This is a genomic window from Janibacter sp. LM (assembly GCF_039631275.1).
In the GTDB taxonomy this organism is placed as follows: domain Bacteria; phylum Actinomycetota; class Actinomycetes; order Actinomycetales; family Dermatophilaceae; genus Janibacter; species Janibacter terrae.
Map to the genome: position 1 here is coordinate 118,440 of NZ_JBDIVG010000018.1, position 22,368 is coordinate 140,807.

Annotated in this window: 21 protein-coding genes and 2 tRNA genes; 9 read left to right on the plus strand and 14 right to left on the minus strand. The window is 71.6% G+C overall.

What is annotated here, in order from left to right:
• Positions 1-39 precede the first annotated feature (39 nt).
• Genes ABC138_RS11165 through ABC138_RS11180 form a run of 4 tightly spaced genes read left to right on the plus strand, consistent with a single transcriptional unit; the run spans position 40 to position 3,990 of the window.
• Complete coding sequence (locus ABC138_RS11165; RefSeq protein ID WP_068322734.1) at positions 40-249, plus strand: heavy-metal-associated domain-containing protein; 210 nt, start codon at positions 40-42, stop codon at positions 247-249.
• Positions 249-1,163, plus strand: coding sequence for a hypothetical protein (locus tag ABC138_RS11170; RefSeq protein WP_345913718.1), 915 nt, complete (start codon positions 249-251; stop codon positions 1,161-1,163). Before ABC138_RS11165 ends, ABC138_RS11170 begins: the two co-directional genes overlap by 1 nt.
• On the plus strand, positions 1,160-3,418 hold the full coding sequence (locus ABC138_RS11175) for a heavy metal translocating P-type ATPase (protein ID WP_345913719.1): 2,259 nt from the start codon (positions 1,160-1,162) through the stop codon (positions 3,416-3,418). Before ABC138_RS11170 ends, ABC138_RS11175 begins: the two co-directional genes overlap by 4 nt.
• Before the next feature lie 32 nt (positions 3,419-3,450).
• A complete protein-coding gene (locus ABC138_RS11180) occupies positions 3,451-3,990 on the plus strand; it encodes an NUDIX hydrolase family protein (RefSeq protein WP_068322725.1) in 540 nt (179 codons plus the stop codon).
• Between the two features lie 12 nt (positions 3,991-4,002).
• On the opposite strand, the gene ABC138_RS11185 is transcribed toward ABC138_RS11180, so the two are convergent.
• Entirely contained in the window at positions 4,003-4,467 is a 465-nt protein-coding gene (locus tag ABC138_RS11185; RefSeq protein ID WP_345913720.1) for a MarR family winged helix-turn-helix transcriptional regulator, read from the minus strand.
• 84 nt (positions 4,468-4,551) lie between these two features.
• On the opposite strand from ABC138_RS11185, the gene ABC138_RS11190 reads away from it, so the two are divergent.
• A complete protein-coding gene (locus ABC138_RS11190; protein WP_345913721.1) occupies positions 4,552-6,378 on the plus strand; it encodes an ABC transporter ATP-binding protein in 1,827 nt (608 codons plus the stop codon).
• 3 nt (positions 6,379-6,381) lie between these two features.
• Here ABC138_RS11190 and ABC138_RS11195 read toward each other — a convergent pair whose 3' ends face one another.
• Positions 6,382-7,146 carry a lysophospholipid acyltransferase family protein gene (locus ABC138_RS11195; protein ID WP_068423312.1) on the minus strand — a complete coding sequence of 255 codons (765 nt, stop codon included), beginning with the start codon at positions 7,144-7,146 and terminating at the stop codon, positions 6,382-6,384.
• A gap of 85 nt (positions 7,147-7,231) precedes the next feature.
• Here ABC138_RS11195 and valS point away from each other — a divergent pair, with 85 nt between their 5' ends.
• Positions 7,232-9,862 carry a valine--tRNA ligase gene (valS, locus tag ABC138_RS11200; RefSeq protein ID WP_345913722.1) on the plus strand — a complete coding sequence of 877 codons (2,631 nt, stop codon included), beginning with the start codon at positions 7,232-7,234 and terminating at the stop codon, positions 9,860-9,862.
• A gap of 13 nt (positions 9,863-9,875) precedes the next feature.
• Here the strand turns inward: valS and ABC138_RS11205 are convergent, their stop codons facing one another.
• From ABC138_RS11205 to ABC138_RS11260, 12 genes are all read right to left on the minus strand, one after another.
• Entirely contained in the window at positions 9,876-10,595 is a 720-nt protein-coding gene (locus ABC138_RS11205) for a hypothetical protein (protein WP_345913723.1), read from the minus strand.
• Between the two features lie 13 nt (positions 10,596-10,608).
• The gene (gene clpX / locus ABC138_RS11210) at positions 10,609-11,886 is read right to left on the minus strand and encodes an ATP-dependent Clp protease ATP-binding subunit ClpX (RefSeq protein WP_068322710.1); all 1,278 of its coding nucleotides are present in this window, start codon (positions 11,884-11,886) and stop codon (positions 10,609-10,611) included.
• Positions 11,887-12,020: 134 nt separating this feature from the next.
• Positions 12,021-12,563 (minus strand): hypothetical protein, encoded by a 543-nt coding sequence (locus tag ABC138_RS11215; RefSeq protein ID WP_338537847.1) that lies wholly within the window; start codon positions 12,561-12,563, stop codon positions 12,021-12,023.
• A 21-nt stretch (positions 12,564-12,584) separates the two neighbouring features.
• Positions 12,585-13,163 (minus strand): hypothetical protein, encoded by a 579-nt coding sequence (locus ABC138_RS11220; RefSeq protein WP_169701819.1) that lies wholly within the window; start codon positions 13,161-13,163, stop codon positions 12,585-12,587.
• 105 nt (positions 13,164-13,268) lie between these two features.
• On the minus strand, positions 13,269-13,943 hold the full coding sequence (locus ABC138_RS11225) for an ATP-dependent Clp protease proteolytic subunit (protein WP_068322703.1): 675 nt from the start codon (positions 13,941-13,943) through the stop codon (positions 13,269-13,271).
• Between the two features lie 30 nt (positions 13,944-13,973).
• Positions 13,974-14,555 carry an ATP-dependent Clp protease proteolytic subunit gene (locus ABC138_RS11230; RefSeq protein WP_068323429.1) on the minus strand — a complete coding sequence of 194 codons (582 nt, stop codon included), beginning with the start codon at positions 14,553-14,555 and terminating at the stop codon, positions 13,974-13,976.
• Between the two features lie 173 nt (positions 14,556-14,728).
• Complete coding sequence (locus ABC138_RS11235) at positions 14,729-14,854, minus strand: hypothetical protein (protein WP_255218237.1); 126 nt, start codon at positions 14,852-14,854, stop codon at positions 14,729-14,731.
• On the minus strand, positions 14,851-17,118 hold the full coding sequence (gene treS, locus ABC138_RS11240) for a maltose alpha-D-glucosyltransferase (protein WP_082807450.1): 2,268 nt from the start codon (positions 17,116-17,118) through the stop codon (positions 14,851-14,853). The genes ABC138_RS11235 and treS overlap by 4 nt, the downstream gene beginning before the upstream one ends.
• 10 nt (positions 17,119-17,128) lie before the next feature.
• On the minus strand, positions 17,129-17,845 hold the full coding sequence (locus ABC138_RS11245) for a PaaI family thioesterase (RefSeq protein ID WP_345913724.1): 717 nt from the start codon (positions 17,843-17,845) through the stop codon (positions 17,129-17,131).
• Positions 17,842-19,098: an MFS transporter gene (locus ABC138_RS11250; RefSeq protein ID WP_345913725.1), complete on the minus strand. Its 1,257-nt coding sequence runs from the start codon at positions 19,096-19,098 to the stop codon at positions 17,842-17,844. The genes ABC138_RS11245 and ABC138_RS11250 overlap by 4 nt, the downstream gene beginning before the upstream one ends.
• 83 nt (positions 19,099-19,181) lie before the next feature.
• Positions 19,182-20,537, minus strand: a complete 1,356-nt coding sequence (gene tig / locus ABC138_RS11255; protein WP_345913726.1) for a trigger factor — start codon at positions 20,535-20,537, stop codon at positions 19,182-19,184.
• Between the two features lie 153 nt (positions 20,538-20,690).
• A tRNA-Pro gene (locus tag ABC138_RS11260) sits at positions 20,691-20,764 on the minus strand.
• 93 nt (positions 20,765-20,857) lie between these two features.
• Here ABC138_RS11260 and ABC138_RS11265 point away from each other — a divergent pair.
• The 3 genes from ABC138_RS11265 to efeO all read left to right on the plus strand — a co-directional run bounded on the left by ABC138_RS11265 (position 20,858) and on the right by efeO (position 22,367).
• Positions 20,858-20,928, plus strand: a tRNA-Gly gene (locus tag ABC138_RS11265).
• 78 nt (positions 20,929-21,006) lie between these two features.
• Positions 21,007-21,195, plus strand: a complete 189-nt coding sequence (locus ABC138_RS11270) for a hypothetical protein (protein ID WP_345913727.1) — start codon at positions 21,007-21,009, stop codon at positions 21,193-21,195.
• 11 nt (positions 21,196-21,206) lie between these two features.
• Positions 21,207-22,367: an iron uptake system protein EfeO gene (gene efeO, locus ABC138_RS11275; RefSeq protein WP_345913728.1), complete on the plus strand. Its 1,161-nt coding sequence runs from the start codon at positions 21,207-21,209 to the stop codon at positions 22,365-22,367.
• Position 22,368: the final 1 nt, after the last annotated feature.

A 22,368-nucleotide genomic window follows, 5' to 3' on the forward strand; every position in this document is an offset into this window, starting at 1 on the left:
CCCCCTCGGGGTAGTTCGACCGAGCCAGGAGAGACGACGATGAGCGCCACCGAGTACACCGTGACCGGGATGACCTGCGGCCACTGCGAGATGTCCGTCCGCGAGGAGGTCGGCGAGATCCCCGGCGTCCAGGGCATCGAGGTCAGCCACGAGAGCGGCCGCCTGCTCGTCACCGCCGACGACTCCGTCGACGACGCCGCGGTCCTCGCCGCCGTCGAGGAGGCCGGCTACACGGCGGTGCGGGCCTGATGGAGGCGGGCGCCCGCCTCGCCGCCTACGGCGCGGGCCTGGTGGTGGCCTTCGGCGCGTCCTACGGGATCGCCGGCGCCGCCGTGCCCGACGAGGTCGTCGCCCGCTGGTCCGAGCCCGAGCCGAGCCACGTCGACACCCACGCCGACGCCCCGCCCCACGAGGCAGCCGACGCAGCGGACCACGCGCCGACCGGCGTCTCGCTGGAGGCCGACGGCTACCGCCTCTCCCCCGTGAGGGCGCCCACCCGCACCGGCTCGGCGGGCACGTTGTCCTTCCGCGTGCTCGACGCGCACGGCGAGCCCCTGACGCAGTACACGCGGGCGCACGAGCAGGACCTCCACCTCGTCGTCGTGCGCAGCGACGGCTCCGGCTACCGCCACGAGCACCCCCGACTCGACCGGGAGAGCGGCACGTGGTCCCTCCCGTGGACCTGGGACGAGGGCGGCACCCACCGCGTCTACGCCGACTTCACCCCCGGCGGCACGTCGGCGAAGGGGGTCACCCTGAGTCGGACCGTCGACGTCACCGGCGCGTACACGCCCGTCGCGCAACGCCCTTCGCGCACCGACGAGGTCGACGGGTACACCGTGACCATCGACGGCGAGCTCGAGGCCGGCACGGCCACCGACCTCACCGTCTCGATCGAGCGGGACGGACGCCCCGTCACCGACGTGCAGCCCTACCTCGGCGCCTTCGGCCACCTCGTCGCGCTGCGCGAGGGCGACCTCGCCTACCTCCACGTCCACGCCCGGGGCAAGGAGCCGGGTGCCGGCGCGACCGCCGGCCCCGGCATCGACTTCACCGCTGAGACCCCGACCGCCGGGCGCTACCTGCTGTACCTCGACTTCCGGGTCGACGACGAGGTCCGCACGGCCACCTTCGTGATCGATGCCGCAGAGGAGACCCGATGAGCACCGAAGCCCCCACCGCGACCGGCCCCGACCACGAGCTCCTGATCGGCGGGATGACCTGCGCCTCGTGCGCCAACCGCATCGAGCGCAAGCTCAACAAGCTCGACGGGGTCTCCGCGACCGTCAACTACGCCACGGAGAAGGCGCGGGTCAGCGCACCCGAGGGGTACGACCCCGCGCTCCTCGTCGCCGAGGTGGAGAAGGCCGGCTACACCGCCGCGCTGCCGGCACCGGACGTCCGCTCGAGCGAGGACACCGGCGCCGACGACGACCCCGAGCTGACCTCCCTTCGTCATCGTCTGGTCGGGACCGCGGTCCTGTCCGCGCCGGTCATCGCGATGGCGATGGTCCCGGCACTGCAGGTCGAGCACTGGCAGTGGGCCTCGCTCGCCCTGGCCGCCCCGGTCGTCGTCTGGGGGGCCTGGCCCTTCCACCGGGCCGCCTGGGCCAACCTGCGCCACGGCGCCGCCACGATGGACACGCTCATCTCGATGGGCACGCTCGCGGCCTTCCTCTGGTCGCTCTACGCGCTCTTCCTCGGGACCGCCGGCGAGCCGGGCATGACGCACCCGTTCGAGCTGACCGTGGAGCGCTCCGACGGCGCCGGCAACATCTACCTCGAGGTCGCGGCAGGGGTCACCCTCTTCATCCTCGCCGGGAGGTACTTCGAGAAGCGCTCGAAGCGCCGGGCAGGCGCCGCGCTGCGCGCCCTGCTCGAGCTCGGTGCCAAGGAGGTCGCCGTGCTGCGCGGCGGCACCGAGGTGATGGTCCCGGTCGACGAGCTGCGCGTCGGCGACGACTTCGTCGTGCGCCCCGGGGAGAAGATCGCCACCGACGGCGTCGTCACGAGCGGGACCTCCGCCGTCGACGCGTCGATGCTCACCGGTGAGTCCGTGCCCGTCGAGGTCACCGAGGGCGATGCCGTGACCGGCGCGACCGTCAACGCCGGCGGACGGATCATCGTGCGCGCGACCCGCGTCGGGTCGGACACGCAGCTGGCCCAGATGGCCCGGCTCGTCGAGGACGCGCAGACCGGCAAGGCCGAGGTGCAGCGCCTCGCCGACCGGATCTCCGGGGTCTTCGTGCCGGTCGTCATCGCGATCGCCGTCGTGACCCTCGGCGCCTGGCTGGGTGCCGGCCTCCCCGCCAGCGCCGCCTTCACCGCGGCCGTCGCCGTCCTCGTCGTCGCCTGCCCGTGCGCGCTCGGCCTGGCCACCCCGACGGCCCTGCTCGTCGGCACCGGCCGCGGCGCGCAGATGGGCGTGCTCATCAAGGGCCCGGAGGTCCTGGAGTCCACGCGCCGGGTCGACACGATCGTCCTCGACAAGACGGGCACCGTGACCACCGGTCGGATGGCCCTCGTCGACGTCGTCACCGCGTCGGGCGTCGAGCGCGCCGAGCTGCTGCGCCTGGCCGGCGCCCTCGAGCACGCCTCCGAGCACCCCATCGCGCGGGCGATCGCCGCGGGGGCGAGCGAGGAGGTCGGTCCGCTGCCGGCGCCCGAGGACTTCACCAACCTCGAGGGCACGGGTGTCCAGGGCGTCGTCGACGGGCGCGCGGTCGTCGTGGGCCGCGCGAGCCTGCTCGCCGATCGGTCGCAGCCGTTGACGCAGGCGCTCGCGGCGACCAAGGCGGAGCAGGAGGGTGCGGGCCGCACCGTCGTCGCCGTCGGCTGGGACGGGGCCGCCCGCGGCCTGCTCGTGGTCGCCGACACGGTCCGGGCCACGAGCACGGGAGCCGTCACCGCCCTGCGCGGGCTCGGCCTGACGCCGGTGCTGCTCACCGGCGACAACGAGGCGGTCGCCCGGCGCATCGCCGCGGAGGTGGGCATCGACGAGGTCATCGCCGAGGTCCTCCCGAGCGGCAAGGTCGACGTCGTCACCCGCCTGCAGGGCGAAGGGAGGACCGTCGCGATGGTCGGTGACGGCGTCAACGACGCGCCGGCGCTCGCGCAGGCGGACCTCGGCCTGGCAATGGGCACGGGCACCGATGTCGCCATCGAGGCCTCCGACATCACGCTCGTGCGCGGGGACCTGCTCGGGGCGGTCGACGCCATCCGCCTCTCGCGCAGGACGCTCGACACGATCAAGGGCAACCTCTTCTGGGCGTTCGCCTACAACGTCGCCGCGGTGCCGGTCGCCGCCCTCGGCCTGCTCAACCCGATGCTCGCCGGGGCGGCGATGGCCTTCTCCAGCGTCTTCGTCGTCGGCAACAGCCTGCGGCTGAGGGGGTTCCGCAGCATCGCCCGGCCCTGAGGACCTCGGGGGGTTCTGCGAGGATGGCGAGCATGCCGACCGACGTGGAGCGACAGGAAGCGTGGCTGAGCCGCGAGGAGCTGGACAACGTGCGCGGGCGCGTGCCGATCCTCTACGTGGCCGCCGTCCCGGTGCGGGTCTCCGACAACGGTGACGTCACCCGCGTCGGGCTGCTCCTGCGGGCCTCCGAGACGGGCACGATGGAGCGCGAGCTCGTCGCCGGTCGGGTCAACTACCACGAGCGGGTGCGCGACGCCCTGGTCCGCCACCTGGAGAAGGACCTCGGCCCGATGGCGCTCCCCTCGGTCCCCGCCTCGCCCGTGCCGTTCACCGTCGCCGAGTTCTTCCCGACGCCGGGCGTCACCCCCTTCCACGACCCGCGGCAGCACGCCGTGGCGCTGTGCTTCATCGTCCCGGTCCGCGGTGACTGCGCCCCCCAGCACGACTCGCTCGACCTCGCCTGGCTCACGCCGCAGGAGGCCGGGGAGACCGGTCAGCTCGCCGAGATGGCCGGCGGCCACGGCGCGCTGCTGCGCCAGGCGCTCGTCCATGTGGGCCACTCCGCCTTCTGAGGCTGCATTCCCCTAGGGCAATGCACGCGAAGGGGGGTCCTCCAGGCCCTCCTCGAGCGTCGTCAGCGCGTCGGCCAGGGCCGCGCGCTGCTGCGCGCTGAGCGCGCCCATCTGCCCGGCGACACTGCGCCGACGGGCCTCGTGGACGGCGGCCCGGGTGCGGCTGCCCCGGTCCGTCACGATGACGACGCTCGCCCGACGGTCCGCCGGGTCGGGACGTCGCTCGACCAGTCCCTTCGCCTCGAGGGCGTCGACGACGTCGGTCACCGAGCGTGGGGCGATGCGCAGGGCATCGGCCAGGTCGCGCAGGCGCGGCGCCTCGTCGCGGTCCGCGGCCACCCGCAGGGCGCGCAGCTCGTGCGGCGACAGGTCGTGCGCGGACAGATCGACCAGCCACGCGCGGCGCAGGCGGCGGGCGACACGCAGCAGCTGCTCGCCGAGGTCGTCGCCGTCCGGGGCGGGGGTGCGTGGGCTCATGCCCCAAGGGTAGCGATCTTGACCGCTCACCTCATAGTGAGGTAACCTCAGCATCACGAACTGACTGTGACGAAAGGGGCCCGCATGGACACCCCCGTGAGCTCCCCCAAGACCGGCCGCGGACCGCACCGCGTCGACCCGCGAGACCGCGCCCAGCTCGCCGAGAGCCCGGTGAGCGCCCGCCGGGTCATCTCCTGCTTCCGCCCCTACCGCTGGCAGGTCGCCGCGGTCGTGGGCCTCATCGTCGCGAGCTCGCTGATCTCGATGGCCTCCCCCTTCCTCCTGCGCGTGGTCATCGACGACGCGCTCCCCCGCCAGGACGTCCGGCTCCTCCTCCTCACCGTGGGCGGCATGCTCCTCGTGACGATCGCGACCGCCCTCATCGGCGTGCAGCAGACCTGGATCTCCACGCGCGTGGGCCAGGCGGTCATGCACCGGTTGCGCACCGACGTCTTCACCCACCTGCAGCGACAGGCGATGAGCTTCTTCACCCGCACCCGCTCCGGCGAGATCCAGTCCCGCATCACGCAGGACGTCGCCGGCATGCAGTCGATCGTCACGAGCACCGCGGTCTCGATCGCCTCCAACCTCACGACGGCGGTCGCGACCGCCGTCGCGATGGTCGCCCTGAGCTGGCGGCTCTCGCTCTTCTCCCTCCTCGTGCTGCCCCCGGCCATCTGGACCACGCGCAAGGTGGCCTTCGCACGAAGGGAGATCACCGCCCGGCGCCAGCGGCGGCTCGCCGACCTGCAGGCGCAGGTCACCGAGGAGCTGTCGGTGAGCGGTGCGCTGCTGTCGAAGACCCTGGGCGCCTCCGAGCGCGGCGCCCGGCTCTTCGCCGAGACCTCGACCGACCTCGTCGGCCTCGAGGTGCGCTCCGAGCTCGCCGGCCGTTGGCGGATGGCGACGATGTCGATCGTCTTCGCCGCGATCCCCGCGCTGATCTACCTGGCCGCGGGACTGCCCGCCACGAGCGGCGGCATGACGATCGGCACGATCATCGCCTTCACGACGCTGCAGGCAGGCATCTTCCGCCCGATCATGGGGCTGCTCAACGTCGGCGCCTCGTGGATCGCCTCGATGGCCCTCTTCAGCCGGGTCTTCGGCTATCTCGACCTCGATCCGGAGGTGGCCGCGCCCAGCGACCCGGTGGACATCGACCCCCTTCGCCTCCGCGGGGACCTGCGGATCGAGGGCGTCTCGTACGCCTACCCCGGTGGCCACGGGCGCGCCCTCGACGACGTGTCCGCCACCGTCCCGGCCGGTGCCCACCTGGCCCTCGTCGGCGCGACCGGCAGCGGCAAGTCGACGCTCGCGTCGCTGCTCGTGCGGCTCGCCGACCCGGACACCGGGCGGATCACGGTCGACGGGTACGACCTGCGCGACATCGACCCGCAGACGCTGACGCACGTCGTCGGCATCGTCACCCAGGAGACCTACCTGGCCCACGACACCATCCGGGCCAACCTCCTGCTCGCCGACCCCGACGCCACCGAGGCGCAGCTGTGGCAGGCCCTCGCGACCGCCCAGGCCGCGGACCTCGTCGCCGGCCTGCCCGACGGCCTCGACACGGTGGTGGGGGCGCGCGGCCACCGGTTCTCCGGTGGTGAGAAGCAGCGCATCGCCATCGCCCGCACGCTCCTGCGCGACCCGGCGGTCCTCGTCCTGGACGAGGCGACGAGCGCCCTCGACAACGACACCGAGCGCGAGCTGCAGGTGGCCCTGGACGCCCTGGCCCGTGGCCGCACGACGATCACCATCGCCCACCGCCTGAGCACCATCGCGTCCGCGGACGAGATCCTCGTGCTCTCCGGTGGTCGGGTGCTCGAGCGCGGCGGGCACGGCGAGCTGCTGCGCCGCGACGGCGCCTACGCCCGGCTCGCCGGCAGCGACCTGGCCCTCACCGCCTGAGGGTCAGTCCTTGGTGAACTGGTCCTTGACGCGCGTCATGTCGCGGTGGTCCTTGGCGTACGCGTCCTCGTACGAGGGGGCGGTGCCGCCGAGGCGAGCGGGCAGGAAGCGCAGGTCCTCCCCCGTGAGCGGCGGGTAGGCGGCGATCGTCTCGTCGAGCAGCTGCTTCATGACCTCGCGCAGCCGCTCGGTGACCTCGGTGACGTCCTCGTCCGGACCGACGTGGATCGGCTCGCCGATGGTGATGTGGATCGGGAACCCCGTGCGGCCCAGGCGCTTGGGCACGTCCTTGGTCCAGATGCGGTGCGCCCCCCAGACGATGGTCGGCAGGATCGGCGTGCCGGACAGCTGCGCCATCCGCGCCGTGCCGTTCTTGAGCTCCTTGATCTCGAAGGAGCGCGACATCGTCGCCTCGGGGTAGACGCCGACGACCTCCCCGTCCTTGAGCTTCTGCACGGCCTCCTTGAAGGCCGCGCCGCCCGCGTGGCGGTCGACGGGGATGTGCTTGAGCCCACGCATGAACCACCCGGCCACCTTGTGCTGCCAGATGGACTTCTTGGCCATGAAGCGCACCCACCGGCGGCTCTTGCGGGCGCCGAGACCGGCGAGGACGAAGTCGATGTAGCCGGTGTGGTTGATCGCCATGACCGCGCCCCCCTCCCTCGGGACATTGCGCTCCCCCTTGATGGTGAAGCGGTAGCCGTTCACGAGGAAGATGATCCGGGCGACGATGATGATCGCGCGGTAGAGAGGCTCAGGGCGGCGCATGCCTGCAGCCTACGGTCTCGTAGGTTGCCGCGGTGGACCTTGGCCGATTGGTCCGGTCACACCCGGCAATGGGAAGATCTGGCCCATGACCGAGCTCTCCCCTGCCCCCGACGCCGCCCGCATCCCGGACCGTCCCTCGCTGGACGGCCTCGAGGACACCTGGGGCGCCGCATGGCGCGAGCAGGGCACCTACGCGTTCGACCCCGAGGGGCCCCGCGACCAGGTCTTCTCCATCGACACGCCGCCGCCCACGGCGAGCGGCAGCCTCCACATGGGGCACGTCTTCAGCTACACGCACACCGACTGCATGGCGCGCTACAAGCGCATGCAGGGCTTCAACGTCTTCTACCCGATCGGCTGGGACGACAACGGCCTGCCGACCGAGAAGCGGGTCCAGAACTACTACGGCGTGCGCGGCGACTCCTCGCTGCCCTACGACCCGGACTTCACGCCCCCCTTCGAGGGCACGACGAAGACGATCAAGGCGGCCGACCAGGTCCCGGTCAGCCGGCAGAACTTCATCGAGCTGTGCGACGAGCTGACGGTCAAGGACGAGGAGGCCTTCGAGTCCCTCTTCCGGCGCCTGGGCTTCAGCCTCGACTGGGAGATCCAGTACCGCACGATCGACGACCGCTCCCGCGCGACCGCGCAGACCGCCTTCCTGCGCAACCTCGCCCGCGGCGAGGCGTACACGGCCGAGGCGCCGGGCCTGTGGGACGTCACCTTCCAGACCGCTGTCGCGCAGGCCGAGCTCGAGGCGCGCGACTACCCCGGCGCCTACCACCGCGTCGCCTTCCACGGCGCCGACGGGCCGGTCCACATCGAGACCACCCGCCCCGAGCTGCTCCCCGCCTGCGTCGCCCTCATCGCGCACCCCGACGACGAGCGCTACCAGGGCCTCTTCGGCTCGAGCGTGACGTCCCCGATCTTCGGCGTGGAGGTGCCCGTCGTGGCCCACCCGGCCGCCGAGATGGACAAGGGCGCGGGCATCGCGATGTGCTGCACCTTCGGTGACCTCACCGACGTCATCTGGTGGCGCGAGCTGCAGCTGCCGACCCGCTCGATCATCACCCGCGCCGGTCGCGTCCTCGGCGAGACCCCGGAGTGGGTTGCCGCTGCCGGGAGCGCGAAGGGGGCGGAGGTCTTCGCGCAGATGTCCGGCAAGACCGTGCACTCCGCCCGCGAGGTCGTCGTCGAGGCGCTGCGCGCCTCCGGTGACCTCGAGGGCGAGCCGCAGAAGACCCAGCGCAAGGCCAACTTCTACGAGCGCGGCGAGAAGCCGCTCGAGATCGTCACCTCGCGCCAGTGGTACATCCGCAACGGTGGCCGCGACGCCGAGCTGAACCTGGCGCTGCAGGCCCGCGGCGACGAGATCGACTTCCACCCCGCGTTCATGAGGTCGCGCTACAAGAACTGGGTCGCCGGCCTCAACGGCGACTGGCTCATCTCGCGCCAGCGCTTCTTCGGCATCCCGATCCCCGTCTGGTACGCCCTGGACGTCGACGGCCAGCCGCAGTACGACAGCCCGATCGTGCCCACCGAGGACCAGCTGCCGATCGACCCGATGGCCCAGGTCCCCAGCGGGTACACCGAGGACCAGCGCGACCAGCCGGGCGGGTTCACCGGCGACCCGGACGTCATGGACACCTGGGCCACGTCGTCGCTCTCGCCGCAGATCGCCGGCGACTGGCTCGCCTCCGAGCGGGGCGAGTCCGACCTCTTCGACAAGGTCTTCCCCATGGACGTGCGCCCGCAGGCCCACGACATCATCCGGACCTGGCTCTTCGCGACCGTCGTGCGCGCCCACCTCGAGCACGGCACCGCGCCGTGGAAGAACGCCGCGATCTCCGGGTGGATCCTCGACCCCGACCGCAAGAAGATGAGCAAGTCCAAGGGCAATGTCGTCACGCCCGAGGACGTCGTCGTCGAGCACAGCGCCGATGCGGTGCGGTACTGGGCGGCCTCCGGGCGCCTGGGCACCGACGCGGCGTACGACACCGGCCAGATGAAGATCGGCCGTCGCCTCGCGATCAAGCTGCTCAACGCGAGCAAGTTCGCGCTCGGCTTCGGCGAGGCCGACGGCGACCTCGCCGCAGCCGTCACCCACCCGCTCGACCAGTCGATGCTCGCCGGGCTGCGGCAGGTCGTCACCGAGGCGACCGCCGGCTTCGAGGCCTGGGACTACACCCGCAGCCTGTCGGTGACCGAGACCTTCTTCTGGACCTTCTGCGACGACTACATCGAGCTCGTCAAGGACCGCGCCCACGGCGGCGAGGGCCAGGACCCGGCCGGTACCGCCTCGGCGCGTGCCGCCCTGCGCCTCGCGCTCGACGCGCTGCTGCGTCTCCTCGCCCCCGTCCTGCCGTACGCCACCGAAGAGGTCTGGTCGTGGTGGAAGGAGGGCTCCGTGCACCGCGCCGCCTGGCCGACCGTCGACGAGCTGCCCGCCGGCGGAGACGCCGCCGTCCTCGGCGCCGTCGGCGAGGCCCTCAGCCAGGTCCGCAAGGCGAAGTCCGACGCCAAGGTCGGCATGCGCAGCGAGATCACCGCGGCGACGCTCGTCGCCCCGGCCGCGAGGGCCGAGCTCGTGCGGGCGGGCGAGAGCGACCTGCGCAGCGCCGGTCGCCTCACGGGGGCCTTCGACTACGCCGAGGGCGAGGAGGTCAGCCTCCGCGACGTCGAGCTCATCCCCTTCGTCAAGCCGCCGAAGGCCTGACGCCGAGGGCCCCTCACCCCGTGGCTTCCGTCGGGGCCGCGGGACCCAGGGCCGGGATCCGCCACGCGGCGGTGACCGGCTCACGCACCGGCAGGCGCCGGTGGCCGGTCGGCTGGACGAGCACCCAGGGCACCTTCCAGCCACCGAGGGAGAGTCGCTTGGCGACGAAGGCCTCCTCGTCGAGGACCGACACCCGGCCGCTCGCCGGGTCGTACACCTCGACGTACCGGCTGCGGTCCCCCGGCAGGACGAGGGTCACGTGGCGTGGGGTGAGCCGGTTGCCGACGTAGAGCGCGGCCGGCTCGCCGTCGACCACGAGGTCGACCAGACGCCGGTACCGGGCGCGCAGCCCCTCCTCGTTGTGGCCGCGTACGGGCACCATCGTGTAGCGGGTCCCGGCACGCGAGGCACCGTGCTCGAGCTCGTGCCGCAGGCCCCACGGCGGCGTCCCGAGAGCCCTGGGCCAGGGCAGCAGCAGTCCGCCGGCCGGGGCACGCCACCCGTTGGTACGCGCCTGGACCGTCCGCTCCCAGGCGGCGAAACGCTCGCTCTGGTCCTCCCCTTCGGCGCCGGGGACCGGATGACCGTCACCGGCCATGATCCAGCGGGCGAAGGGGGCGTCGACGAGCATCCGCGCCACCGTCGCGCACGCCGCGCCGCACGTCGTCGGACTCTGCTGGCGGGGCCCGGAGGCACCCTGCACGAGGTGGAAGGGGGGACTCACCCCACCCATCCTGTCAGGTGCGTCAGGCGGAGCGCTTGTGCTTGCGCTTGGGCGTCTCCTCGTGGCGCACGATCGTCGGCAGGACGTTGTCCCGCACGACCTCGGCGCTCACGACGATCTGCTTGATGCCCTCGTCGCTCGGGGTGTCGAACATGACGGGCAGGAGGACCTCCTCCATGATCGCGCGCAGACCACGGGCCCCCGTGCCGCGGGCCATCGCGGAGTCGGCGATGGCCTCGAGGGCGTCCTCGGTGAACTGGAGCTCGACGCCGTCGATCTCGAACATCTTGCGGTACTGCTTGACGAGGGCGTTCTTCGGCTCGCTGAGGATCTGGACCAGGGCCTCGCGGTCGAGCGGCGTGACCGTCGTGATGATCGGCAGGCGACCGATGAACTCCGGGATGAGGCCGAACTTCATCAGGTCCTCGGGCATGACGTCGGTGATCGCCTCGGCGAGGTCGCTCGCCTTGTGCAGCTCCGAGCCGAAGCCCAGACCCTTCTTGCCGACGCGCGACTCGATGATCTTCTCCAGCCCGGCGAAGGCACCGCCGACGATGAAGAGGACATTGGTCGTGTCGATCTGGATGAACTCCTGGTGCGGGTGCTTGCGCCCGCCCTGCGGCGGCACCGAGGCCGTCGTGCCCTCGAGGATCTTCAGCAGCGCCTGCTGCACGCCCTCTCCGGACACGTCACGGGTGATCGAGGGGTTCTCGGACTTGCGGGCGACCTTGTCGATCTCGTCGATGTAGATGATCCCCTGCTCGGCCTTCTTCGTGTCGTAGTCGGCCGCCTGGATGAGCTTGAGCAGGATGTTCTCGACGTCCTCGCCGACGTAGCCGGCCTCGGTCAGCGCCGTCGCGTCGGCGATGGCGAAGGGGACGTTGAGCATCCGCGCGAGGGTCTGGGCGAGGTAGGTCTTGCCGCAGCCGGTCGGGCCGATGAGCAGGATGTTGGACTTGGCGATGTCGACGTGGTCCTCGTCGCGCTTGGCGGCGGCACCGTCGTCGGCCTGGATCCGCTTGTAGTGGTTGTACACGGCGACGGCGAGCGCCTTCTTCGCCTTGTCCTGGCCGATGATGTACGTCTCGAGGAAGTCGTAGATCTCGCGCGGCTTGGGCAGCTCGTCGAGGCCGAGGTCACCGGAGTCGGTGAGCTCCTCCTCGATGATCTCGTTGCACAGGTCGATGCACTCGTCGCAGATGTAGACGCCGGGACCGGCGATGAGCTTCTTCACCTGCTTCTGGGACTTGCCGCAGAAGGAGCACTTCAGCAGGTCGCCGCTCTCTCCGACTCGTGCCACGTCAGGTGTCCTCTCCGTACCTCACCGACCGATCTGGTCGTGGGGACGACGCTACCCAAAGGCCCGTCGCTCCACCCCCAATTGGACACGATCAGGCGCGGCGCGTCGCCCCGTTTCGCTGACAGCGGAACACCTCAGCCCCTCCGCCCGCGCAGCAGCCACCAGCACCCACCGAGCAGCGCGAGCACCCCCGTGGCGAGACCTACGAGGAGCAGCCACGGCACCGGCCCCCCGCCACGGTGGCTCTCGACGTGGTCCGACGCGGGCACCGTCCCGGTGCCGTGGCGCTCCTCGATGTCGGCCCGCGTCACGACCACGTCCTTCGCCCCGACCCCGGAGGTGGCGGTGCACCAGCTCGACTGCCACCCGCCGCCGTCACGCTCGTGGGCGAAGAGGAGGTAGCGCTCCCCCTCGACGAGCCGCAGGCCGCAGGCCGTGACGTCGGCGCCAGTTGTCAGCCGGACGGACGCGGCGCCCGACCCGTGCCACTGGCGCACGACGCGCAGGTCGTAGACGCGGTCGTGCCCGACCCGCTCCTCGCCCTCCACGAGGACCTCGGCGATGACCTCGCTCTCCAGGGCGCTCGCGCGCTCCGGACGATCGCACGAGCACGCGTGCGCGGCCGGCGCGGTGAGCACCGCGACGGGCAGCGCCAGCAGGCACGCGAGGAGCGTCATCAGCAACCGTCGCACGGGGCGTCAGCGCTCCCCACGGCGTCGGCCCAGGACGGAGCGGCCCACGACGAGCAGCACGAGGAGGGCTGCACCCACGGCGATCCCGGGCCACGGCGACGGGTCGCCGACGCTGACCGCGTCGTCTCCCGCCGGCTCGGTGACGTCATCACCAGAGCGGGTCCCCCGACCGAGCTCCTCCTCCACCTGTGCAGCCGTCACGTCCCGGATCTGCGTCCCGCCGTCGAAGACCTTGCCGCGGCACAGGTCGGTCCGCCAGGTGCCGTCGGAGCCCACGGCCAGGACCACCTGCGGCCTCCCCCCGGCGTAGGTGCGCCCGCACTCCGCGCCGTCCACGCGCGTGCGGACGGTCACGACATCGCGCCGCGGCCCCTTCCACGAGCGCTGGACGTCGAAGGTGTACGCGCGCTCCCGACCCGTGGTCCGCACCGAGGTCACGGTGCCCTCGACGACGAGGTCCGAGTCGGCGAGGTGCTGCTCGAGCGAGCCCTGCGCGCACGAGCACGCCTGTGCTGCGGGTGCGGTGAGCACGAGGACCGGCACGGTCAGCAGCACCGTGAGCAGGGTGGTCAGCAGACGTCTCATGCTCATCCGACGTCGGCGCCCACCCATCGGTTCCACCTCATCGCGGGATCCGCCCCCGGGCACGACGAAGGGCCCCGGAGGTCCGGGGCCCTTCGTCACTGTGGATCAGTCCTCGAGCGAGGCCTTGCGCGGGGTGAGCACCTCATCGATGAGGCCGTACTCCTTGGCCTCCTGCGCCGAGAGGATCTTGTCGCGCTCGATGTCCTCGCGGACCTCCTCGACCGTCTTGCCGGAGTGCTTGGCCCAGGTCTCCTCGAGCCAGGTGCGCATCCGCAGCACCTCGTTGGCCTGGATCTCGATGTCCGAGGCCTGGCCGTACTCGCCACCGGCCAGCGCGGGCTGGTGGATGAGGATGCGGCTGTTGGGCAGGGCGAAGCGCTTGCCCTGGGCGCCGGCGGCGAGGAGCACCGCTGCGGCGGAGGCCGCCTGGCCGATGACGAAGGTCTGGATGTCCGGGCGGATGTACTGCATCGTGTCGTAGATCGCCGTCATGGCGGTGAAGCTGCCACCCGGGCTGTTGATGTACATCAGGATGTCGCGCTCGGGCTCCTGCGACTCCAGCACGAGCAGCTGGGCGATGATGTCGTCCGCGGAGGCGTCGTCGACCTGCACGCCGAGGAAGATGATGCGGTCCTCGAAGAGCTTGGTGTACGGGTCCATCCGCTTCATGCCGTACGAGGTGCGCTCCTCGAAGTTGGGCAGGATGTAGCGGCTGGACGGCCCGGGGCGAAGGGGGGCCGAGCCCGGCTGGTGGGTGCGCAGCTGTGCGTCGAAGTTCATGGGTTCTCCTGGGAAGGCTCGGGTCGGGGCTCAGTCGCTGATGGGGTTGTCGTCCCCGCGGCCGGCCTGGTCGGAGCGCTCGAAGACGTGGTCGACGAAGCCGTACTCCTTGGCCTCCGCCGCACCGAACCAGCGGTCGCGGTCGGAGTCCCGGTGGATCTGCTCGACGGACTGCCCGGTGTGCTCGGCGATGAGCTCGGCCATCTGCGTCTTGACGAAGAGCATCTGCTCGGCCTGGATCTTGATGTCCGAGGCCGTGCCGCCGATGCCGCCGGAGGGCTGGTGCATCATCACCCGGGCGTGCGGGGTGGCGTAGCGCTTGCCGTGCGTACCCGCGGAGAGCAGGAACTGGCCCATCGAGGCGGCCAGGCCCATGGCCACGGTGGCGACGTCGTTGGGGATCCACTTCATCGTGTCGTAGATCGCCATGCCGGCGGAGATCGACCCGCCCGGGCTGTTGATGTACAGCCAGATGTCCTTGCCGGGGTCCTCCGCGGCGAGGAGCAGCATCTGGGCGCAGATGGCGTTGGCGTTGTCGTCACGCACGTCCGAGCCCAGGAAGATGATGCGCTCCTTGAGGAGGCGCTGGTAGATGTGGTCGTCGAGACCCATCCCGCCCTGCGGGCCGGCCGCGACGATCTCGCTGCTGTTGCTCACGCTCACTCGCTTCTCCGCCGTCCGGCGGTTGCTCTCGTGGTTCACGACTTTCACTGACCCTAACGTCCGCTCCCTGCGCATGTTTCCCGGCTCCCGCACGTGTTCGCCGTGAGCGCAACGCGATCCGCTCACCGCAGGAGCAGGTTGAGCACGACGGTGAGGACCACCGAGGCGATCACCGAGAAGAGGATCATGCCGAGGCAGCCCACGGCGCCGCCGAGGGGTCGGACGCGCACCCGGGGCCGCTCGCTCACGACTGCTCCTTGGGCGGGGTGACGAGCAGCGAGAGCCCGGCGTGGCCCTCGAGCTCGACGTGGAAGCCGTGGAGCTGGTCCACCTCGCCGAAGGTCGAGCCGTCGCCCATGTCCATCAGGCACGACCCCGGCGGCAGGTGCTCGCTGATGACGGTGCCGCTCACCGGCTCCGCGGAGAAGTTGAGGACCGTGACCTGCCCCTGACCCGGCACGAGCTCGTAGTCGTGGACCATCACCAGCATCGCCGGGTGCGCGACGTCGGGGACGTCGACCTGGCGCGTCGTCGCGAGACCGAAGTAGCCCCTCAGGTGCAGCATGTCCTTGAGTCGGCTGACGAAGGAGGTCGGGTCCTCCAGCTGGGCCTCGATCGAGCCGTAGAGGGTCCGGGCGCGCGGCATCCCGGAGGCCGAGCCGGTCGCGCCGGGGTCGACGTCGAGCAGGTCGTAGGCGGGACGGTGGATCCAGCGCGTGTCCCCCCTTCGCAGCAGCGGCTCGATCTCGTCCGCGGGGACGGGCAGCGCCCCGACGAGGTCCCACCCCGACAGGGCGAAGACCCCGGGCTGGAGGGCGTTGAACATCGCGAGGAGCAGGTGCGCGCGCCGCACCCGCTCGACGTCCTCCTCGGTGAGTGCGTCGAGGTCGCGCAGCCCGAGGGCCGCGGTCGCCACCGATGCGGTCGTGGAGGCGATCCCGTTGGTCGTGAAGACGAGGTTGTACGGCGCGGCCTCGCCGGTCAGGGCGTCGGTGAGCTCCTGCCGGATCGTCGCGGCGAGCTCCTCCCCCGTCGTCGCCTCCCCGCGGAAGGTGAACTCGTCCTCGCGGTGGCGGCTGGCGAAGTGGACCAGCTCGTAGGTCATCTCGTCGTGGTTCTGCAGGGCGTGGACCAGCCCCGCCGCGTCGACGCCGAGCTCCATCGCCTGGCGCAGCGTCAGGCGCAGGAACTCGGTGTCCCCGGTCGCGAGCGCGTGGTGGTACGCGGGCCGGTTGACGAAGTCGTACGACAGGTCGGCACCCCCGGCCGCGGTGTCGCGGATGTCCTCGATCGAGAGGTTGAGCTCCTGGAAGGTGAACCCGCCGACCTTGCGCACCATCGACCCGATGAGCTGGTTGGCGGCCTCCGAGAGCGGGTGGCCCTCGGACCAGGCCGGGCCGACGTCGAGGGTGCGCTCGACCCCCAGGAAGCCGTTGGCGTCCAGCCGCAGACCCCCTGACCCGAGGTCACCGAGGCTGTGCAGGGCGTCACCGATGACCAGCCGCATCCCGGCGAAGGTGGGGTCGAGCCAGTTGATCGACGGCTGCCCCTCCTTGAAGTAGTGCAGGTAGACCCAGCGCCGCGTCACCCCGTCGGGACCGGTCACCGGGGCGGTCGCCGACCAGTTGGTGTCCTTCAGACCGGGCACGTGGAAGATCACCCGCTGCAGCTCGCCGATGATGTGGCCGGCCTCGGCGAGTGCCGCCTCGGCCGCCTCGTCGAGGTTGACCGAGTCGCGGCCCTCGGGCACGTCCGGCAGCAGGTGCCACTCCTCCTGCGGGATCGCGACCATGTGGTAGATCCCGGGGTAGTCGTCGACGCCGAGCTCGGCCAGGCGGAAGTCGGCTCCCTTCCCGGTGTGCCCCGGGACGATGTCGTCGATGACGGTCCCCTCGTGCTGGGCCGCGACCTCGCACATGCGCCGGTAGTCGTCCTCGCTGCCGAAGAGCTCGTCGATGTGCGTGCCGATGCGGTCGAAGTGCCCGTCGACGCTCGGCGTGGGGTTCCACCCCGACAGGCCGCCGGCCCGCTTGACCGGCCCGGTGTGCAGCGCCTGGATCCCGATGCGCTGGAAGGTCTCCCACAGCCGCGGGTCGGCCAGCGAGGCGAGGAAGGACCGACCGGGCCGAGTGATCATCGAGATCGGGTAGGCGGTGAACCACACCGAGGCCGTCTGCACCGCGGCGCGCGGGTCGGGGTGGGCGAAGGGGTTCTGCCACATCGCCCCGATACCGGTGAACTGACCGGCGATCTCCTTGGCGTCCTGGAGCATCGACTGGCCCCGCAGCCACTCCACGTAGACGGGGTTGGAGCCGACCGGCTCGCCCGAGCGCACCTGCGCCGCCGAGGGTGCACCCTGCGGTCGGAGCCGGGCCCTGGGCCGCAGTGCCCTGGGACGGGCGGGGTAGAAGATGTCCGCGAAGTTGGGCGCACCCGGCACCTCGACCTCGAGCGCCTCGGGCTGGTCCACGCCCGGCACGGGGTCGGGCAGGACGTCGTCGGAGTCAGTCATGACGACCACGCTACGGCGTGGTGTCCCCCTTCGCCGCGTCGACCGTGGAGGGGACGTCGATCGCGTCGCCGGTCGGGGGCGCGAGGTGCTCCCGGGCCCAGCGCGGCACGACGAAGAGCGCCTCGACCTCGGCGGTCACCCGGTCCTGGCCGTCGCGGATCTCGCCGCGGACGAAGGTCTTCCACCCGTCGACGCGATCGACCCGTGCCCGGCAGACGTGCTCGTGACCGAGGAGGGTGGGGCGCCGGTAGATCGTGCTCAGGTAGGCGGTGAGACCCGGCCTGCCCAGCCGGGCGGGCACCGAGCCGGCGACCTGGTCGAGGACGGCGGCGACGATGCCCCCGTGGACGCAACCCGGCGGCCCCTCGTAGGCCGCACCGAGGGTGAACGTGCAGGTCGTCGTGCCCTCGTCGTCACCGGTCACGAGCAGCGGCGGGGCGAGCGGGTTGCGCAGGCCGACCATGGGGTTGGCATGGTCACGCAGCCGACCGTCGCTCGAGGTCTCGATGCCGAGCGGCCCGTCCTGGGCGACCTCGAGGAGGCGCGCGGTCAGTGCGTCGACCGCCTCGGCGGTCGTGCCGAGCGTCGCGTCGTCGACGCGGGTGCGCACGCAGGCGTCGACGAGCCGGGCGATGCTGCGGGCGAGACCACCCTGGGCGCGCTCGGTCGCGGCGAGGGCCTGTGGGTCCTCGACGGCGAAGGGGGAGACGAAGGCTCCGTCGGTCATGCGTCCTCCTCGGGGGGCCGGGTTGAACACTCGTTCAACCGCATTGCCCTAGGGTAATGCGGATTCAGGTCGGCGTGCCCGGCGTCCCGGGGGGCCCGCTCGCGCACGGCCGGGACGGCGAGCAGCGCGGGCACGGCGAGGACGCCGACCAGCAGCAGCGAGCGCAGCACGCCGACGTGGTCCCCGAGCAGGCCGAGCAGCGGCGGCCCGACGATGAAGGCGAGATAGCCGATCGTCGAGACGACGGACAGCCGGGCGGCCGCGCGGGCGGGGTCGTCGGCGGCCGCGCTCATCCCCGTCGGGAAGCCGAGGCTGGCGCCGACGCCCCACAGCACGACACCGACGAAGGCCGTCACCGTGCCGCCGAGCACGACGAGCAGCGAACCGACGACGGCGAGCCCGAAGAGCACCCGCAGGACCGGGACGCGGCCGAAGCGGTCGAGCACCCGGACGCCGAGGAGCCGGCCGGCCGTCATGGCCGCGAGGAAGGTCGCGAATGCGAGGACCCCGACCTCCTCCGGCTGGTCGTGCCCCTCGGTCACCGCGAGCGCGATCCAGTCGTTGGCGGTGCCCTCGGTGAGGGCCGCGACGAGGACGACGACACCGATGACCAGGGTGCGCGGCTCGAGCCACGCGCTGCCGGGCCGCTCGGTGACGCCCGCGCCGCCCCCGACCTCGAGGTCGCGCGCGAGGAAGCCGCGCGGCACCCACAGGCCGACGACGAGGGCGACGGCGGCCGCGGCCGCGAGGTGACCCACGACGGGCAGCCCGACGCGGATCACCCCCGCCGCGACGAGGGCGCCGAGCACCGTGCCACCGGAGAAGCAGGCGTGGAAGACCGGCATCATCGTGCGCCCGAGCCGCTGCTCGACGGCGGCGCCCTCGTGGTTCATCGCGACGTCCCACAACGAGATGCCGACGGCGACGACGAAGATCGCCGCAGCGGTCAGGGCGAGGTGCCCGAGGACGTCGACCGCGGAACCGAGCGCGAGCAGGCCGACCGCCACGGTGACCACGCCGATCATCACCGTGCGTGCGGCGCCCACCCGGGTGATGACCCGCCCGGCGAAGGGCAGCGAGACCACCGACCCGAGCGCGCCCACGAGCAGCGTGCGACCGAGCTCGCCCGGCGTGAGGTCGAGCTGCCCGCGGATCGTCGGGATGCGCGCTGCCCACGAGGCGAACGCGAACCCGCTCACGGCGAAGGTCGCCAGCACGGCGTTGCGCGCCGTCGTCGCGGAGGCGGAGGTCATCGGGTGGGCTCCTGGGGGACGGACGAAGGGGGGCCACCACCGGTGATCCGGTGGTGGCCCCCCTTCGTCAGGGGTGCTGGGGCTCAGGCCTGCTCGTCGGCGCTCTCCGGCTCGGCCGCCTCGGTCTCGTCCTCGTCACCGGCCAGGTCCTCGACGTCGGAGACGCGCTCGGACTCGGGGACGATGTCGTCGAGGTTGATCTCGTTGCCGTCGGCGTCGACGATCTTGGCCTTGTCCAGGGCCGCGGCGAGCGCCTTGCGGCGGGCCACCTCGGACACCATCGACTCGACCTGACCCTGCTGGTCGAGCAGCTGGGCGAACTGGTTGGGGTCCATGCCGTACTGCTGAGACTGCATGATGAGGTACTCGATGAGCTCGGGCTGGCCGACCTCGATCTCCTCGGCCTCGGCGAGGGCGTCCAGGAGGAACTGGGTCGTGAGCGTCTTGCGCGTCGACTCGTCGACCTCGGCGCGGTGGGTGTCGTCCTCGAGACGACCCTCCTGCTCGAGGTGCTGGTGGATCTCGGCCTCCACGATGCCCTCGGGCAGCGGGATCTCGGTGTTGTCGAGGAGGTGGTCGAGGACCTTGTCGCGGGCCTGGATGCCCTGCTCGAACTTCTTGGCCTGCTCGGCCTGCTGGGCGAGGTCCGCGCGCAGCTCCTCAGCGGTGTCGAACTCGCTGGCCATCTGGGCGAAGTCGTCGTCGACCTCGGGCAGCTCGCGGACCTTGACCGACTGGACGGTCACGGTGCAGCTGGCCTCACGGCCGGCCTGGTCGCCACCGGCGAGGGGCGCGGTGAAGTCCTTGGTCTCGCCCTTGGCCATGCCGACGAGCGCGTCGTCGAGGCCCTCGAGCATGTTGCCGGAGCCGATCTCGTAGGAGACGCCCTCGACGGAGTCGATCTCCTCGCCGTCGATGTCGGCCTTGAGGTCGATGGAGACGAAGTCGCCGGTCTCGGCGGCGCGCTCGACGCCCACGAGGGTGCCGAAGCGCTCACGCAGCTCGGTGATCTTGGCCTCGACGTCGGCGTCGGTCACCTCGAGGTTGTCGACCTGGATCTCGATGCCGTCGTAGTCGGGCAGCGTGATCTCGGGCCGGACGTCGACCTCGACGGTGAACTCGAGCTGCTCGCCGTCGGCCATCGGCACCTGGGTGATGTCGACCTCGGGCTGACCGATCGGGCTGACGCCGGTCTCGTCGACGGCCTTGCCGAAGAACTCGGGGAGGGCCTCGTTGACGGCCTCCTGGAGGACGGCGCCCTTGCCGACGCGCTGCTCGATGATGCGAGCAGGCACCTTGCCCGCGCGGAACCCGGGGACCTGGATCTGGCTCCCGATCGACTTCAGGGCCGCGTCGACGTGCGGCTGGAGCTCCTCGCTCGGGACCTCGACGGTCAGCTTGACCCGGGTCGGGCTGAGGTTCTCGACGGCACTCTTCACTGCAGGCACTCCACACGTTCTGGACGACGACGGGGGTTGGGCGCAGGCCCTCGGGCCGGTCGGACCGGCCCTGCGGCGCGCACGCACCGTCCCGGTGACCCGGGACACGAGGACCCACTGTATCCGGTGCCCGGCCCCACGCCGAATGCGCGGTCGGGGTAGCCGGATTCGAACCGACGACCTTCCGCTCCCAAAGCGGACGCGCTACCAACCTGCGCCATACCCCGTGCGCGTGCCGATTGGGATCGGGACGCGAGCGGGCACTAGGCTAACCCCTGCTCATCCACCCTTGCGGCGCAGGCCTGCTGGTGGCCGAGCGCGCGGGCGTAGCTCAATGGTAGAGCCCCAGTCTTCCAAACTGGCTACGCGGGTTCGATTCCCGTCGCCCGCTCCGAGTGCCTTCCCACGTCGCGAGACGATCGTCGAGAAGTAAGGCTAGGCTCACCAAACCAGCAGTACAGTGCTCCTCGTGCTCGCCAGCCACCTCGTCAGGACCGACCGCCACCTCCTCCCCCACGTCTGGGCAGGCGGGCTGAGCACGCCCGCCTTCGACGTCTCCGACGTCATCGACGCCAGCACCTGGTACCCCACGCCACTCAGGGGCGTCCCCAGCTTCGCGCCGCGCAGCCTGACCCACCCGCCACCACCCCCTTCGTGAGGATCCCACCGATGACCCGTCGTCCCGTCGCCGCTGCACTCCTGCTCACCGCCGGCCTCGCCGCGTGCACTGCCGGCCCACCCTCCACCGATGGCGCGAAGGGGGACGAGCGCACGATCTCGGTGACCTCCACCGACAACGCGTGCGAGGTCTCCACGGCCGACGTACCCGAGGGACCGTTGACCTTCACCGTCAAGAACGCCGGGACCAGGGCCACCGAGTTCTACCTGCTCGGGGAGGACGGCCTGCGCGTCGTCGGCGAGGTGGAGAACATCGGGCCCAATCTCTCCCGCGACCTCGTCGTCACCGTGCCGGCGGGCACCTACACGACGGCCTGCAAGCCGGGGATGGTCGGCGAGGGCATCCGCGCCGACTTCACCGTCGCGAGGTCCACGGACGGTCCGGTGGCGGCCGGAGACCGGGCGAGCATCGCGCAGGCCGAGAAGAACTACACCGTGTACGTCAAGGACCAGTCCGACCAGCTGCTCACGAAGACGAAGCAGTTCGTCGCCCTCTACCGGGCCGGCAAGGACGAGGAGGCACGCGACCTGTACGCGCGCGCCCGGGTCCACTGGGAGCGCATCGAGACCGTCGCCGAGTCCTTCGGTGACCTCGACCCCAAGATGGACGCCCGCGAGGCCGACCTCGAGCCCGGCCAGCGGTGGACCGGCTGGCACCGCATCGAGAAGGACCTGTGGCCGCAGGAGGCGAAGGGCTACACCCCCCTCACGGACGCCGAGCGGACCACCTACGGCGACGACCTGCTGGAGAACACGAGGACCCTCGACGCGCGGATCCAGAAGATGTCGTTCACCATCGACCAGATCGCCAACGGCTCCCGCGGACTGCTCGAGGAGGTCGCGACGGGCAAGGTCACCGGTGAGGAGGAGGCCTGGTCGCACACCGACCTGTGGGACTTCCAGGCCAACGTCGACGGCGCCAGGGTCGGCTACGACGGCGTCCGCCCGGTCCTCGTCGCGAACGGCGACACCGAGCTGGCCACCCAGCTCGACAGCCGTTTCGAGGAGCTGCAGCAGCTGCTCGACCAGCACGCGGAGGGCGACGGCTTCGTCCTCTACACCGACCTGAGCACGGCCGAGGTCAAGGAGCTCTCCGACGCGGTCAACGCCCTGTCCGAGCCCCTCTCCAAGCTCACTGCGGCGGTCGTCTGAG

Excerpts from the sequence above, each read along its gene's own strand:
- efeO (WP_345913728.1), top strand. The coding sequence starts at position 21,207 with ATGACCCGTCGTCCCGTCGCCGCTGCACTCCTGCTCACCGCCGGCCTC.
- ABC138_RS11190 (WP_345913721.1), top strand. The coding sequence starts at position 4,552 with ATGGACACCCCCGTGAGCTCCCCCAAGACCGGCCGCGGACCGCACCGC.
- ABC138_RS11230 (WP_068323429.1), bottom strand. The coding sequence starts at position 14,555 with ATGGGTCTCGACGACCACATCTACCAGCGCCTCCTCAAGGAGCGCATC.
- ABC138_RS11250 (WP_345913725.1), bottom strand. The coding sequence starts at position 19,098 with ATGACCTCCGCCTCCGCGACGACGGCGCGCAACGCCGTGCTGGCGACC.
- ABC138_RS11180 (WP_068322725.1), top strand. The coding sequence starts at position 3,451 with ATGCCGACCGACGTGGAGCGACAGGAAGCGTGGCTGAGCCGCGAGGAG.
- ABC138_RS11175 (WP_345913719.1), top strand. The coding sequence starts at position 1,160 with ATGAGCACCGAAGCCCCCACCGCGACCGGCCCCGACCACGAGCTCCTG.
- ABC138_RS11205 (WP_345913723.1), bottom strand. The coding sequence starts at position 10,595 with ATGGGTGGGGTGAGTCCCCCCTTCCACCTCGTGCAGGGTGCCTCCGGG.
- ABC138_RS11195 (WP_068423312.1), bottom strand. The coding sequence starts at position 7,146 with ATGCGCCGCCCTGAGCCTCTCTACCGCGCGATCATCATCGTCGCCCGG.
- valS (WP_345913722.1), top strand. The coding sequence starts at position 7,232 with ATGACCGAGCTCTCCCCTGCCCCCGACGCCGCCCGCATCCCGGACCGT.
- ABC138_RS11245 (WP_345913724.1), bottom strand. The coding sequence starts at position 17,845 with ATGACCGACGGAGCCTTCGTCTCCCCCTTCGCCGTCGAGGACCCACAG.
- ABC138_RS11165 (WP_068322734.1), top strand. The coding sequence starts at position 40 with ATGAGCGCCACCGAGTACACCGTGACCGGGATGACCTGCGGCCACTGC.
- ABC138_RS11225 (WP_068322703.1), bottom strand. The coding sequence starts at position 13,943 with ATGAACTTCGACGCACAGCTGCGCACCCACCAGCCGGGCTCGGCCCCC.
- ABC138_RS11215 (WP_338537847.1), bottom strand. The coding sequence starts at position 12,563 with ATGACGCTCCTCGCGTGCCTGCTGGCGCTGCCCGTCGCGGTGCTCACC.
- ABC138_RS11220 (WP_169701819.1), bottom strand. The coding sequence starts at position 13,163 with ATGAGACGTCTGCTGACCACCCTGCTCACGGTGCTGCTGACCGTGCCG.
- ABC138_RS11170 (WP_345913718.1), top strand. The coding sequence starts at position 249 with ATGGAGGCGGGCGCCCGCCTCGCCGCCTACGGCGCGGGCCTGGTGGTG.
- ABC138_RS11185 (WP_345913720.1), bottom strand. The coding sequence starts at position 4,467 with ATGAGCCCACGCACCCCCGCCCCGGACGGCGACGACCTCGGCGAGCAG.
- treS (WP_082807450.1), bottom strand. The coding sequence starts at position 17,118 with ATGACTGACTCCGACGACGTCCTGCCCGACCCCGTGCCGGGCGTGGAC.